We start from the raw sequence: 14,054 nt of genomic DNA, 5'->3' as shown, positions 1-14,054 counted from the left end.
GAGATGCGACTTATGAAGATACTTGTAATAAACGGACCAAATCTGAATTTCCTTGGTATCAGAGAGAAAGCTGTCTATGGAAATCAGGATTATGATTATCTGCTTAAGATGATAAGCGATAAGGCAAACGAGCTTGGGGCTGAGGTTGAGAGCTGGCAGTCCAATCATGAGGGAGCTATTATAGATAAGCTTCAGGATGCATATTTTAACGGCACTGACGGAATCGTAATAAATCCCGGCGCATATACACATTACAGCTATGCAATACATGATGCCCTTAAGAGCCTTGAGAACATCATAAAAGTTGAAGTTCATATATCAGATATTACTAACAGAGAGGCTTTCAGAGCTAATTCAGTTACAGCCCCTGCCTGCGATAAACAGATTTATGGACATGGACTTGACGGATATCTTATGGCCATGGATTATATAGCTGATATCATTAAAAAATGATAAAGCTTTGAAAAAAGGGTATTGAAAAAAAGAAAACATTAGTATAATATTATGTAGTTGTTTGATTTGTAATTATTAGGAGGATTTTTATGATTTCTGCAAGTGATTTCAGAAACGGTATGACTATCGAAATAGATGGTAATGTATGTCAGATAATCGAATTCCAGCATGTTAAGCCCGGTAAGGGAGCAGCTTTCGTAAGAACTAAGCTTAAGGACATCATCAATGGTGGTGTTAAGGAAACAACTTTCCGTCCTACTGAGAAGTTCCCTGCTGCACGTATTGATCGTAAGGATATGCAGTATCTTTATGCTGATGGAGATCTTTTCAACTTCATGGATAATGAGACTTATGAGCAGATCTCTCTTACACAGGATCAGGTTGGCGATTCAATGAAGTATGTTAAGGAGAATGAGACAGTTCAGATTCATTCTTACAATGGTAACGTATTCGCTGTTGAGCCTCCGCTTTTCGTAGAGCTCGCTATTACTGAGACAGAGCCCGGCTTCAAGGGCGATACAGCTACAGGTGCTACAAAGCCTGCTACTGTTGAGACAGGTGCTGTTGTTCAGGTTCCTCTCTTCGTTAACGAGGGTGACGTGATCAAGATCGACACAAGATCAGGAGAATATCTCTCCAGAGTTTAATTTACCGTTTTTCTGAAACATAATGTATAGACTTGTAAGGCAATGAAGAATTTAGATTTTTCATTGCCTTTTTTGTCGTTATTTTTTAGAAAAAGGAGAATTTTAGGTATGAAAAAAGAAGAATTTTTTGAAAAGGTATTTGAGCGCATTAGCGCATATTATGGTGACAGCGCAGATGTTTCTGCACATGAAGTGTGTAAGAACAACGGACTTAAGAAGTATGGCCTCTGCGTAAGGAAGAACGGTAGTAACTGCGCTCCAACAATATATTTGGATGATCTGTATCAGAACTATATGGGTGATGAGAATGTAGAGGCTATGGCCAATGCGGCGATTGGTATTTTTAATGAACATCTTGTTGATAAAGAAGTGGATGTCTCCTTCTTTGAGGATATAGAAAAGGTGCTTCCAAAGATTTGCTTTAAGCTTATTTCCGGAGAGAGGAATGCAGAGAGACTTCAGGAATTGCCGCATCGCATGATGGGAGATATAGCCGTGGTCTATATGGTGTCACTTGAAGTTGCAGGAGAGAGTGGCTCTGTCCTTATCACCAATGAGCATGCAGATATGTGGGATGTGTCCGAGGAGGATCTCTATGAAGCAGCCATGGACAATACTCCAAGGCTTTTTCCTGCGGCATGCTATTCGATGTGGGAGTTCTGTGCAAAGCTTGCAAAGAGTGGCACAGAAGATACCAGGATCGGTTATGAGTATGAGTGTGATGATGAGTTTTGGGCACACCTTCCGGATGACGGATTTATTGTTGCAACCAACAACAGGAAGATTCAGGGTTCAGCGGTAATTCTCTATCCGGGACTCCTCAGGGATGTTGCAGAGAAGTATAACAGTAACTTCTATATTGTCCCCAGTTCCATCCATGAGATGATACTTTTACCGGAGAGATTTGCGCCCGGAATAGAGGAACTCAGAAGCATGATCAGAGAGGTAAATAACAGCTGCGTTCCGGATGAGGATTTTCTTTCAAACAGCGTCTATTACTATGATAGGGAAGATGAAAATAATGTGAAAAAGGTTGAACAAGCAAGTGGGGCTATGGTATTATAATCGGGTACGTAATAAATCCGTAACATTTTCCGCACCCGTAGTCTAATGGATAGAACGGAGGCCTCCGACGCCTTTAATGCAGGTTCGATTCCTGTCGGGTGCATATTTTACGAAAATGTGGCGGTGGATAAGGAATTAAGAAATGAATTTTAAGAAAATGAACTTTAAAGGTAATAAGAAGGAGTCTAATCCGTTCGCAGCACAGGATAAGAGGACTTTTTTTGAGTACATCTCAGATAATAAAAAGCTGGTAATGCCGCTTGTTCTCGTGGTGGCAGTGGTTCTTACCATTGTACTTGCCCTCAAGGCAAACAAGAGTGACGTGGCTACTGAGCCTGAGAATGCAGTTACATCAGTAGCTGAGGATGGAAGCTATATAGTTCCTGAGGTAGAGCTTGAGAAGAATGCGTATGATGATGTTAATTCGCTTATGAATACGTATTTTAGTGCCTATGCTTCAGGTGATATGGATACTCTCAAGTCCATTTATCAGGGCCTGGAGAGTACCGAGGAGCTTAGATTAAGCGAGGTTTCCAAGTATATCTCAAGTATTCCTGTTGTTGATGTTTATACTAAGCCCGGTCCTGTAGAGGGAAGTTATGTGGCTTATGTTTACACAGAGGTCCTGTTTGAAGGCTATACAACCGCGCTTCCCGGAATGCAGACTATGTATGTTTGCACCAATGAAGCAGGTAATCTCTATATTAATGGAGATGTGGTTGATGACCGTGTGACAGATTATATCAGTAACATTTCATTGCAGGCGGATGTGGTTGATCTTAATAATTCTGTAGCTGCGCAGTACAACGACATTATCGCAGCACATGAGAATCTTGCTACATTCCTTTCGGACATGAGTGCCAATATCCAGGTATCTGTTGGAGAAGCCCTGGCAGCAATTGAGTCAGGTGAAGTGCCTACTGCTGAGACAGTTTCTGAAGAAGGAGAAGCACAGGAAGGCGAGTCTGCAGAAGAGACTACTGAGGAGACAGCAGAGGCTCAGGAGACTGATGCTGCAGAGGCTGAAACTACAGAGGAGACTACAGAAGAGACTGCAGAAGAGAGTACTCCTGCAGTAACCAAGATAAAAGCTAAAGATGTAGTAAATATCAGAAGTTCTGATTCCGAAACAGCTGATAAGCTTGCCAAGACTGAGATTGGTGAAGTATACACACAGCTTGAAGCACGTGCAAACGGATGGAGTAAGATCGAGTACAATGGCGGCACCGCTTTTGTTAAAACCGAGTATTTCGAAGAAGTAGCAGAAGAGGGCGATACCGCTGAGACTGAAGAAACTACAGAAGAGACCACCGAGGAGACTACAGAGGAGACTCAGACTGAAACCGCTGAGAATACCGAGAATAAGTCCAAGGTTGATTCCAGTGCAACCGGTAAGATGAGAGTATCGGAGACAGTAAGACTTCGTAAGTCACAGAGTACTGATTCAGATATTCTTCATACAATCTATGCCGGTGATACAGTAGATGTTAAGCAGCAGTACGCTAACGGATGGGCAAAAGTAGAATATAAGGGTGATACAGGCTATATTATGGCTGAGTATCTTACCGAGTAAGGAGCTGTATGTTTAATTCAAAAAGAGTAGGTATAATGGGCACCGGTAGTATTGCCGGAACTATGGCAAGGACTCTCAAGGGAATGAAGGGAGTAACCTGCTATGCGGTAGCATCAAGGACATATGAGAAGGCAGAGGCTTTTGCCAAGGAAAACAAGGTGAAGCGTGCCTATGGCTCATATCAGGAGATGTGCATGGATCCCAAGGTGGATCTCATATATGTAGCTACGCCCCATTCTGCTCATTTTGAGAATACCTGTCTTGCTCTTGAATATGGCAAGCCTGTTCTTTGTGAGAAGGCTTTTGCATTAAATGAGAAGCAGGCAGCTGAGATGTTTAAAATGGCAGCTGAGAAGGATCTGTTCCTTGCTGAAGCTATGTGGACAAGATTTATACCTCTTGCAGGTAAGCTTAAGGAGATTCTCTCCAGCAATAAGATTGGCGATATTATGATGGTTACAGCCGATCTTAGCTATAATATTGCATGGAAGCAGAGAATAACCGATGCTTCTCTTGGTGGCGGTGCACTACTTGATCTTGGTGTATATGGACTTAATTTTGCATCCATGGTTTTGGGTAATGATGTTGTTAATATCTCCGCAGTTTCCAAGAAGGGTGACGGCGGCATGGATATGCAGGATAGTATTACTCTCAGCTACAGAGACGGTCAGATTGCCGTTATCACATGTTCAGCTATTTCCTGTGGAAGCGGTAAGGGATTCATCTTTGGTACCAATGGACATATTGAGGTCGAGAATATAAACAATTTTGAAAGCATTACGGTATATAACAACGCCGGTATTAAAGAGGGCTTCTACAAGAAAGAGAAGCAGATAACCGGATACGAGTACGAGGTTATGTCTGCTATCAATTCTCTTAACGAGAATTGGAAGGAATGCCCTGAGATGCCTAAGGCTCAGTCTCTTGAGATCATGAAGATGATGGATTTCATCAGAGAGCAGATAGACGTTAAATTCCCTCAGGATGATGATAATCTTGATGAAGAGCAGACCGAGACATCTGAGAGTGTAGAATCAGCTGAAACAGTAGAAGAGATCATTGATGAAGTAACAGAGAGCCTCTCAGAGGAAGTATCTGAGGATAGTCCAGTAGATGATTCCAATGGTGAAGCTGAAACTGTAGAAGCTTCTGATTCTGAGGAAACAGAAGAGACTGAGAATGCCGAAAATTCTGATGAAGAAGCAGAGGAAAAGGACGAAGAATAAAATTTTTTCGATTTAAAGCAATAAAGTGCTTGACGATTTTTGAGGTATGTGGAATAATACTTGACAGACAGTGGTGTCTGCGCAAGGGAGCGTAAAGACCTTTAGATCTTTACGCTCTTTTTTATTACCCAAAAATAATTTTGGGTAATAAAAAAGTGCTCCGCAGGATGCGCAGCTCGCAGAAACGAAGATAATTGCTTCGCAATTCTGCTCGCGCGCGAGGATTCTGCAAGCATAATCCTATTTGTACACTTTTTTTAAAAACAGGAGGAAAGAAAAATGTCTTACGTTGATGAAGTCTACAACTATGTAGTAGAGAAGAATCCCGCTCAGCCGGAATTCCACCAGGCAGTTAAGGAGGTACTTGATTCACTTAGAGTTGTTATCGAGGCTAACGAGGAGGAGTACAGAAAAGACGCTCTTCTTGAGAGACTTGTAACACCTGAGAGACAGATCCTTTTCAGAGTACCGTGGGTAGATGATAAGGGACAGGTACAGGTTAACAATGGTTTCCGTGTACAGTTTAACTCAGCAATCGGACCTTACAAGGGAGGACTTCGTTTCCATCCTTCAGTAAACCTTGGTATCATCAAGTTCCTTGGCTTCGAGCAGATTTTCAAGAACTCACTTACAAGCCTTCCTATCGGCGGTGGTAAGGGTGGTTCAGACTTCGATCCTAAGGGTAAGTCTGACAGAGAAGTAATGGCATTCTGCCAGAGCTTCATGAATGAGCTTTACAGACACATCGGTGCTGATACTGATGTACCTGCAGGTGATATCGGTGTAGGCGGACGTGAGATTGGTTATATGTTTGGTCAGTACAAGAGAATCCGTGATTCATACGAAGGCGTTCTTACAGGAAAGGGTCTTACATACGGTGGATCACTTGCTCGTACACAGGCTACAGGATATGGTCTTCTTTACCTTACACAGGAGCTTCTTAAGTGCAACGGCTCTGACATCAAGGGCAAGACAGTAGTTGTTTCAGGTGCAGGTAACGTTGCTATCTACGCTATCGAGAAGGCTCAGCAGCTTGGTGCAAAGCCTGTTACATGTTCTGATTCTACAGGTTGGATCTATGATCCCGAAGGAATCGATGTTGCACTTCTTAAAGAGGTTAAGGAAGTTAAGAGAGCACGTCTTACAGAGTATGCAGCAGCTAGAAAGTCAGCTGAGTACCACGAGGGCAGAGGCGTATGGAGCATCAAGTGTGATGTTGCTCTTCCTTGCGCAACTCAGAACGAGCTTGATCTTGAAGATGCTAAGCAGCTCGTTGCTAACGGTGTTCAGGCAGTATGTGAAGGTGCTAACATGCCTACAACAATCGAGGCTACAGAGTACTTACAGGCTAACAAGGTTATGTTCGTAGGTGGTAAGGCTGCAAACGCAGGTGGTGTTGCTACATCAGCTCTTGAGATGAGCCAGAACTCTGAGAGACTTAGCTGGTCCTTCGAAGAGGTTGACGCTAAGCTTCAGCAGATCATGGTTAACATCTATCACAATATTGATGATGCTGCCAGAAAGTACGGCATGGAAGGCAACTATGTTGCAGGTGCTAACATCGCAGGCTTCCTTAAGGTTGCAGAGGCTATGAAGGCTCAGGGTATTGTGTAACTTAGTTGGAGATCTAACTCCAACTAAGTTACATGCTCCGCAAGGATGCGCACGGATTCGGATAGGAATATGTCTGCCATTGCAGACCCGAATCCGGCGCTCAAGACTCGCTTGCGAGTCTTGAATTACAAATCTGACTAAATTAGAATTTAGTTTATTACTTTAACGTAATATAGTATAATGTTTAAAACTAATACCGCATCAGTACTACCTGGTGCGGTATTCCTTTAATAAGAAAAAAGTTTAGGAGGGGAATTCTATGTTTGCTAACAGTTTTTGGGCGCTGGTTCCGGCTATTATCGCGATAGCTCTGGCGCTGATCACAAAGGAAGTTTACTCATCCCTGTTCATCGGAATCGTTGTGGGAGGTCTTCTCTACACGAATTTCAGCTTCACAGGCACAATGCAGCATGTTTTTGTTGATGGTATGATTGGACAGCTTTCTGACAGCTGGAATGTAGGTATTCTTATATTCCTTGTAATTTTGGGAAGTATGGTCATGCTAATGAACAGAGCGGGCGGCTCGGCTGCTTTTGGAAGATGGGCAGTAGAGCATGTTAAGACCAAGGCAGGTGCTCAGGTTGCGACAATTGTTCTTGGATGCCTTATTTTCATCGATGACTATTTTAACTGCCTTACAGTAGGTTCTGTTATGAGGCCGGTTACCGATAAGCATAAGATATCGAGAGAGAAGCTGGCATACCTTATTGATGCCACAGCTGCTCCTGTTTGTATCATCGCTCCCATATCTTCATGGGCTGCTGCTGTAACAGGCTTTGTTGACGGAGCTAATGGTCTTACACTTTTCGTAAGAGCTATCCCTTATAATTTCTATGCACTTCTTACTATCGTAATGATGCTGACACTGACTTTCACAGGTCTTGACTACGGTCCTATGAGAAAAGCAGAAGATGCCATGAAGAGTTCTAAGTCTGCTAAGGTAGATGAGGTAACAGGCCATTCAAGTATGACAGGTGCTGAGGATCAGCCTAATCCTCCTGTTTCCGGAAAAGGTAAGGTTATTCACCTTGTACTGCCTATCATTTCACTTATTCTTTTCTGCGTAATAGGAATGATCTACACAGGTGGATTCTTTGAAGGCGAAAGCTTTGTAGATGCCTTTGCAAATTCAGATGCCTCTGTAGGCCTCGTATATGGCTCTGTAGTGGCTTTGGTTGTAACAGTTATATTTATGGTGGCTACAAAGGTTCTTAGTTTTAATGAGTGCATGAATGCTATTCCTGAGGGCTTTAAGAGCATGGTGCCTGCAATCCTTATTCTTACCTTTGCATGGACACTTAAATCAATGACAGATTCCCTTGGCGCAGCAGATTATGTAGGCGGTCTTGTGGCTAATATTGCAGACAATAATGCTCTTATGAGCCTTCTTCCTGCAATCGTGTTCATAATCGGTGCTTTCCTTGCATTTGCAACAGGTACATCCTGGGGAACCTTTGGTATCCTTATTCCTATAGTTGCCAAAGTATTTGGATCAGATATGAACAATGAGCTTATGATCATCGCTATCTCTGCCTGCATGGCAGGTGCTGTTTGCGGAGATCACTGCTCACCTATTTCTGATACCACCATCATGGCCAGTGCAGGTGCACAGTGTAATCACATCAAGCACGTATCAACTCAGCTCCCTTACGCTATCACAGCTGCAGCAGTTTCAGTAGTTGCTTATGTGATTGCAGGTTGGGTAAGGAACTGGCTTGTATGCCTGCCTGTTTCAATTGCGCTTATGGTAGTTTGTCTGTTGCTGGTTAAGACCTTTGGAGCAAAAGAAAAATAAATTTGGTTGATGAAATTTTGAATACATTGATGCGAAATTTAGAAGAAGCATTTTAACCAAAATCATAAAATTTTTCTCCATTTTGGCGTCATCCGGAAGAAACAAAATTTTTTCAATAGTGCATTTAGTATAGAGAAAAACAGGGCTTACACTAGATGTTGTACAACATAGATAAATCACAGAATTTTAAGATTTTCTTAATCTTTTTCCCTTGATTTAAGCCTTTTCTTGCTTTAATATAAACACTGCACTTGAAAAAAGCGATATCTTTATTGGGAGGAGATACTGACGCGTGTTTCAAGATCTGATGGCGGGGACCTTCAGATTAGCAAGGAGAGAATTATGGAATGGAAAAAAGCTTTTGATCGCATCATGGACCAGCTGTACAATCACCCCGAGGAGATGCGTAGCAGATTACTTGGAAAGTATGACAGCAATACTACCACGATTACAGTCGCTGAGGGTAGAACAGCTATTGAGATGTTAAAAAGTATTCAGAATGCCTGATAGCAGGTATTAAATGTTAAAATAATTGCCAGTACGAATAAGATGTTCGTGCTGGCATTTTTTATGTCAAAATCTAATTTAAAAGGGTAAGCAGCGGAGCTTCGCAGCTTACCCTATATTATTATTTATTATTCTTTTGCTGCCTCTTTAAGGGCTGCTACGATCTCTTCTTCGGTGTCCATAGCCATGACTCTGGCTGTGAGGGCATCTGCTTCCTCCTTGGACCATTTGGAGATGATGCAGCGGGCTGTGAGAACAAGTACAGGGTTTACGCTGTATTCATCAAGACCAAAGGACATAAGAAGAGGAATCATAAGAGGATCTGCTGCGGCTTCTCCGCACATTCCAACAGGAATTCCTGCTGCGTTAGCACATTCTATGATGTGCTTAATGGACCTTAATACTGAGGGCTGGAAAGAGGAGTAGAGGTATGCCACCTTGGGATTTCCTCTGTCTACGCTCATGGTGTACTGTGTGAGGTCGTTTGTTCCGATTGAGAAGAATGCGGCTTCCTTTGCAAGAAGATCAGCTATAAGTGATGCTGATGCAGTCTCAATCATGCAGCCTACTTCTATGTCATTATCAAAAGCGATTCCTTCATTTTTGAGCTCGTCCTTAATCTCAGCTACAAGGTTCTTTACGCTTCTTACTTCATCTACAGTGGTTACAAGAGGAATCATGATCTTAACCTTGCCAAAGGCACTTGCCCTTGTAATGGCACGGAGCTGAGTTCTGTACATATCGGAATTACCAAGGCAATATCTAACAGCTCTGTAACCAAGGAAAGGATTTTCCTCCTTCTCAAGTCCAAGATAAGGGATATCCTTATCACCGCCGATATCCAGAGTTCTTATAATGACTGTTTTGCCCTCCATGGTCTCTACAGCCTCTTTATAGGCTTCAAACTGCTCGTCCTCTGTAGGAAGGTGTGTATTGTCCATAAAAAGGAATTCTGAGCGGAAAAGACCGATACCTTCGCCGTCGCATTCCATAGCTTTTTTTGCATCCTTGGGAGTTCCTATGTTGCAGAAAAGATCAAGCTTTGTACCATCTGCATTTACGGTTTCCTTACCTACAAAGGTCTTAAGCTCAGCCTGCTTCTTGATGAACTCCTCACGCTTTAACATATATTTTGACAGGATATCGCCGTCGGGATTGATGTAAACATCGCCTTCTGTGCCATCGATTATGGCTGTATCCTTGTCCTTAACCTCGTCCACGATTCCGGGAACGGAGAGGACAGCAGGGATTTCAAGAGCCCTGGCGAGGATGGCAGAGTGAGATGTTTTGCCACCGATTTCTGTGATGATTCCTGTTACGTTCTCTTTTACTATCTGTGATGTCATGGAAGGAGTAAGATCCTTGCATACAAGCACAGTTCCTGGTGCTACCTTGCTGATATCGATGTCCTCGATGCCAAGGAGCTTTTTTAGTACACTTACCTTTACATCAGAGATGTCTGAAGCTCTCTGACGCATCATGTCATCGTCCATTTTGGAAAACATACCGATGAACATGTCGCAGACAGCGGTAAGGGCTGATTCTGCGCACTGACCTGAGTCGATCATTTTATCCATTTCGCCTGACATGGCAGGGTCGGAGATCATAACAGCATGACCCATGAGAATTTCAGCTTCCTTGGGACCTATGCGTTTTTTGATATCTTCAGCCATGGCATTTGTTTCTTCTACGAAGTCAGCAATAGCCTTGTGAAAACGTTCCTTCTCAGCAGCTGTGTCAGTTACCTGTTTTGCCTCAAAAGAAAGATCATGTTCAATTATGCGGCAGATACTTCCAATGCCGATTCCTCGTGATGCTGCAATTCCTTTATACATTTTATGCCTCCGATTTGATTTTAATGAAGTTCCGGACTGCAGCCTGTGCAATCCGGAACATATTAGTTTGCCCTATAAAGATGATTATGGGGTAAGCAGATCAGTCACCCATTCCTGATTCGATGAACTCTGAAATCTCTGCAAGAGCTTTCTCTTCATCGGGACCATCGCAAACAAGTTCAATCTCTGAACCGCATTTGATGCAAGCGCTCATAAGGAACATAACGCTCTTTGCGTCATAGCTGTTTCCGTTGAACATGATTTTTACGCTGCTTTCAAAGGGTGTTGCCTTCTGTGAAAGAAGACTTGCGGGACGCATGTGCATACCCTGTTCGTTTTTTACTGTAATATTCTTTGATACCATATTTTTTTCCTTTCTTTTACTGCTCTACGTCCTTTTTGAGGATACCAAGCATAAAGCATCCAACAAGAGAACCTGCAAGGAGTGCTACGAGATACATAGCAACGTTGCCTACAACAGGGAATACAAAGATTCCGCCGTGAGGAGCTCTGAGTGAGCACTTAAAGAGCATTGACAGAGCACCTGAAACAGCTGATCCAACCATAAGTGAAGGGATTACGTGAAGAGGATCTGCTGCTGCGAAGGGGATTGCACCCTCTGTGATAAAGCTAAGACCCATGATGAAGTTAACGGGACCTGACTTTCTCTCAGCTACTGTGAACTTTTTCTTAAAGAAGATAGTTGCAAGTGCAATTGCGATGGGAGGAACCATACCACCAACCATGATTGCTGCCATGATCATGAATCCTGTCTCATTCTGTGCTGCAAGTGAAGCAAGACCGAATGCATAAGCTGCTTTGTTGAGAGGGCCACCCATGTCAGTTGCCATCATTGCACCAAGAAGTGCACCAAGGATAAGTGTTGATCCTGTGCCCATTCCCTCGAGGATGTCATAAATCCAGTTGTTAAGAGCACCAACGATAGGGTTGATTGCACACATTACAAGGCCAATGATGAGGATACCGCAGAGAGGGTAGATAAGAACGGGCTTAATTCCCTCAAGGGCTGCAGGAAGTCCTGCTGTAATCTTCTTAAGACCATTTACGAGGTAACCTGCTGCAAAACCAGCTACAAGAGCTCCAAGGAAAGCAGAAGGAACATTTCCGCCGGGAGCTGCAAAAGTTGCGCCTGATGCAGCGAGAGCACCACCTACGAAACCGACTGCAAGACCGGGACGGTCAGCAATACTCTGAGCAATGAATCCAGCAAGGATAGGAAGCATGAATCCGAATGCTGTTCCGCCGATTGACTTAAACCATGCAGCAATAGGTGTATTTGAACCGAAATTGCCGGGATCGATTGAATAGTCATCCAAAAGGAATGCAATTGCTATAAGGATACCGCCGCCGATAACGAAGGGAAGCATGTGTGATACACCATTCATAAGGTGCTTGTATGCTTTTCTTCCTGCGCTCTCATTGTCGAATGATGCACCTGCTTCAACAGGACCTGAGTGCTGATAAACAGCAGCATCCCCTGCGATAGCACGATTGATGAGATCGGCTGAGTGATGAATTGCATCGGCTGTGGAAGCTTTGATAACCTTCTTGCCGTTGAAACGAGCCATCTCTACATTCTTATCAGCTGCAACGATAATGATGTCAGCTGCCTTGATCTCAGCATCTGTGAGAACATTCTTGGCACCGCCTGATCCATCAGTCTCAACCTTGATTGAAATGCCATTGTCATTTGCGCTCTGTTCAAGAGCTTCAGCTGCCATGTAGGTATGAGCGATACCTGTAGGGCATGCTGTAACTGCAAGAATGTTGCAGGTCTTTTTAGCAGGTGCAGCAGAAGCCTTTCCAGCTTCTTTTTCAGCTTCTTTCTTGTCTCTTTCAGCTTCCTGTTTGTCAATGAGTGATAAGAACTCATCAGCGCTCTTTGCTTCAACAAGAGACTTGGTGAAGTTTACATCCATAAGCATGGTCATGAGCTTTGAAAGAACTTCAAGGTGTGTGTCTGCAGCGCCTTCAGGAGCAGCGATCATGAAAAGAAGATTGCTTTCTTTTCCGTCCAGTGACTTGTAATCAACGCCGTTTGGAACAGTGATTGCTACGAGACCCGGCTGCTTAACTGCAGCAGACTTTGCGTGCGGAACGGCTATCCCCATACCAACCGCAGTTGAGCCTTTTGCTTCTCTTGCCTCGATAGCTGCCTTGAAAGCAGCCTTGTCGTTTAAGTTGCCTACCTTGTCATGAAGAGCCACCATCAGGTCAATTGCTGCGTTCTGATCAGCAACTGTCTGATTCAGGCTTACCCCTTCTTTTTTGAGTAAATCTGTGATTTTCATGTTTTCTCCCTTTCTACGCTTAGCGCATTTGAATTTTGAGGTCATCCCCAATAACCTGTGTCTTATATATTGACGAAACTACCCGGTGAAATACCTACAGAGTTTCGTAAATACTGTTGATAAGCTCGCCTGTTGCGAGATCATCGGAAAAAGCAGTGGCACTGCCTGCAGCAGTTCCCATATTGAGAGCTGTGCGGTAATCCTTTGTTTTCATGTAGCCTGCAACAAAGCCTGCTACCATTGAATCACCTGCGCCAACTGAGTTTTTAACTGTTCCCTTTGGAACACCTACGCGGAATCTTTCTCCGTCTTCTGTTATGAGCATTGCTCCGTCACCAGCCATGGAAATAAGTACGTTTCTTGCACCCATAGCCTGAAGCTTCTTGGCATGCTCCTCGATTTCATCGTCAGTTTTAAGAACTGTACCGAACATCTCACCAAGCTCGTGATTGTTGGGCTTAATGAGGAAGGGCTTATACTTAAGGACATTCATAAGAAGATCCTTTGTAGCATCAACTACGAAAATAACGCCTTTGCTTTCAAGTCTCTCAAGAATTATCTCGTAGACATTGCTTGGAAGAGTGCTTGGAATACTTCCCGCAAGAATGAGAATGTCATCCTTTTCAAGCTTATCAAGCTTAAGTAAAAGCTCATCCAATGCATCCTGGCTGATTGCAGGCCCCTGAGCGTTGATCTCGGTCTCTTCATCGGACTTGATCTTTACGTTAATTCTGGAAATTCCTTCCTTAAGCATGATAAAGTCCGCAATAATACCTTTTTTTACAACGCTTTCAACTATTGCCTCGCCTGTGAAACCAGCAGCAAAGCCAAGGGCTGTGTTCTCGATACCCAGGTTCTTAAGGACAGTGGAAACATTTATTCCCTTACCGCCAAAGAAGCAATCCTCGGATACGGATCTGTTGGTCATCCCGGGATCAAGCGGCTTGTCCATGCGAACAATATAGTCGATTGCCGGATTAAAAGTTACAGTGTAAATCATTTGAACCTCCTTATGGTTTTAAATGAA

12 protein-coding genes and 1 tRNA gene are annotated in these 14,054 nt (G+C 43.4%); 9 read left to right on the top strand and 4 right to left on the bottom strand.

Annotated features, from left to right (window positions below; genetic code table 11):
- The first annotated feature begins 12 nt into the window (after positions 1-12).
- The 9 genes from G610_RS0106345 (at position 13) to G610_RS23015 (ending at position 8,880) form a co-directional block, all read left to right on the top strand.
- Positions 13-453 (top strand): type II 3-dehydroquinate dehydratase, encoded by a 441-nt coding sequence (locus G610_RS0106345; RefSeq protein ID WP_026524128.1) that lies wholly within the window; start codon positions 13-15, stop codon positions 451-453.
- Positions 454-542: 89 nt separating this feature from the next.
- Positions 543-1,100: an elongation factor P gene (gene efp, locus G610_RS0106340; protein WP_026497156.1), complete on the top strand. Its 558-nt coding sequence runs from the start codon at positions 543-545 to the stop codon at positions 1,098-1,100.
- Between the two features lie 108 nt (positions 1,101-1,208).
- A complete protein-coding gene (locus G610_RS0106335; protein ID WP_026524127.1) occupies positions 1,209-2,165 on the top strand; it encodes a DUF5688 family protein in 957 nt (318 codons plus the stop codon).
- Positions 2,166-2,196: 31 nt separating this feature from the next.
- Positions 2,197-2,268 (top strand) — tRNA-Arg (locus G610_RS0106330).
- A 39-nt stretch (positions 2,269-2,307) separates the two neighbouring features.
- On the top strand, positions 2,308-3,738 hold the full coding sequence (locus tag G610_RS0106325) for an SH3 domain-containing protein (RefSeq protein WP_026524126.1): 1,431 nt from the start codon (positions 2,308-2,310) through the stop codon (positions 3,736-3,738).
- A gap of 8 nt (positions 3,739-3,746) precedes the next feature.
- On the top strand, positions 3,747-4,964 hold the full coding sequence (locus G610_RS19950) for a Gfo/Idh/MocA family protein (protein ID WP_081667272.1): 1,218 nt from the start codon (positions 3,747-3,749) through the stop codon (positions 4,962-4,964).
- A 279-nt stretch (positions 4,965-5,243) separates the two neighbouring features.
- A complete protein-coding gene (gene gdhA / locus G610_RS0106315) occupies positions 5,244-6,578 on the top strand; it encodes an NADP-specific glutamate dehydrogenase (RefSeq protein WP_026524125.1) in 1,335 nt (444 codons plus the stop codon).
- Positions 6,579-6,837: 259 nt separating this feature from the next.
- Complete coding sequence (locus G610_RS19945) at positions 6,838-8,373, top strand: Na+/H+ antiporter NhaC family protein (protein WP_035791717.1); 1,536 nt, start codon at positions 6,838-6,840, stop codon at positions 8,371-8,373.
- A gap of 342 nt (positions 8,374-8,715) precedes the next feature.
- A complete protein-coding gene (locus G610_RS23015) occupies positions 8,716-8,880 on the top strand; it encodes a hypothetical protein (protein ID WP_155830974.1) in 165 nt (54 codons plus the stop codon).
- A 128-nt stretch (positions 8,881-9,008) separates the two neighbouring features.
- Here G610_RS23015 and ptsP read toward each other — a convergent pair whose 3' ends face one another.
- The 4 genes from ptsP to pfkB all read right to left on the bottom strand — a co-directional run bounded on the left by ptsP (position 9,009) and on the right by pfkB (position 14,027).
- Positions 9,009-10,715: a phosphoenolpyruvate--protein phosphotransferase gene (gene ptsP / locus G610_RS0106300; protein ID WP_026524124.1), complete on the bottom strand. Its 1,707-nt coding sequence runs from the start codon at positions 10,713-10,715 to the stop codon at positions 9,009-9,011.
- 100 nt (positions 10,716-10,815) lie between these two features.
- Positions 10,816-11,079: an HPr family phosphocarrier protein gene (locus G610_RS0106295; RefSeq protein WP_026524123.1), complete on the bottom strand. Its 264-nt coding sequence runs from the start codon at positions 11,077-11,079 to the stop codon at positions 10,816-10,818.
- 16 nt (positions 11,080-11,095) lie between these two features.
- A complete protein-coding gene (locus G610_RS0106290) occupies positions 11,096-13,027 on the bottom strand; it encodes a PTS fructose transporter subunit IIABC (protein ID WP_026524122.1) in 1,932 nt (643 codons plus the stop codon).
- 94 nt (positions 13,028-13,121) lie between these two features.
- Positions 13,122-14,027 (bottom strand): 1-phosphofructokinase, encoded by a 906-nt coding sequence (gene pfkB, locus G610_RS0106285; RefSeq protein ID WP_026524121.1) that lies wholly within the window; start codon positions 14,025-14,027, stop codon positions 13,122-13,124.
- Between the last annotated feature and the right edge of the window lie 27 nt (positions 14,028-14,054).

This window comes from Butyrivibrio sp. MB2005 (genome assembly GCF_000424285.1).
In the GTDB taxonomy this organism is placed as follows: Bacteria; Bacillota; Clostridia; order Lachnospirales; family Lachnospiraceae; genus Butyrivibrio.
The sequence above is the reverse complement of the archived record's forward strand: the minus strand, read 5'-3'. Positions and strand labels throughout refer to the sequence as shown.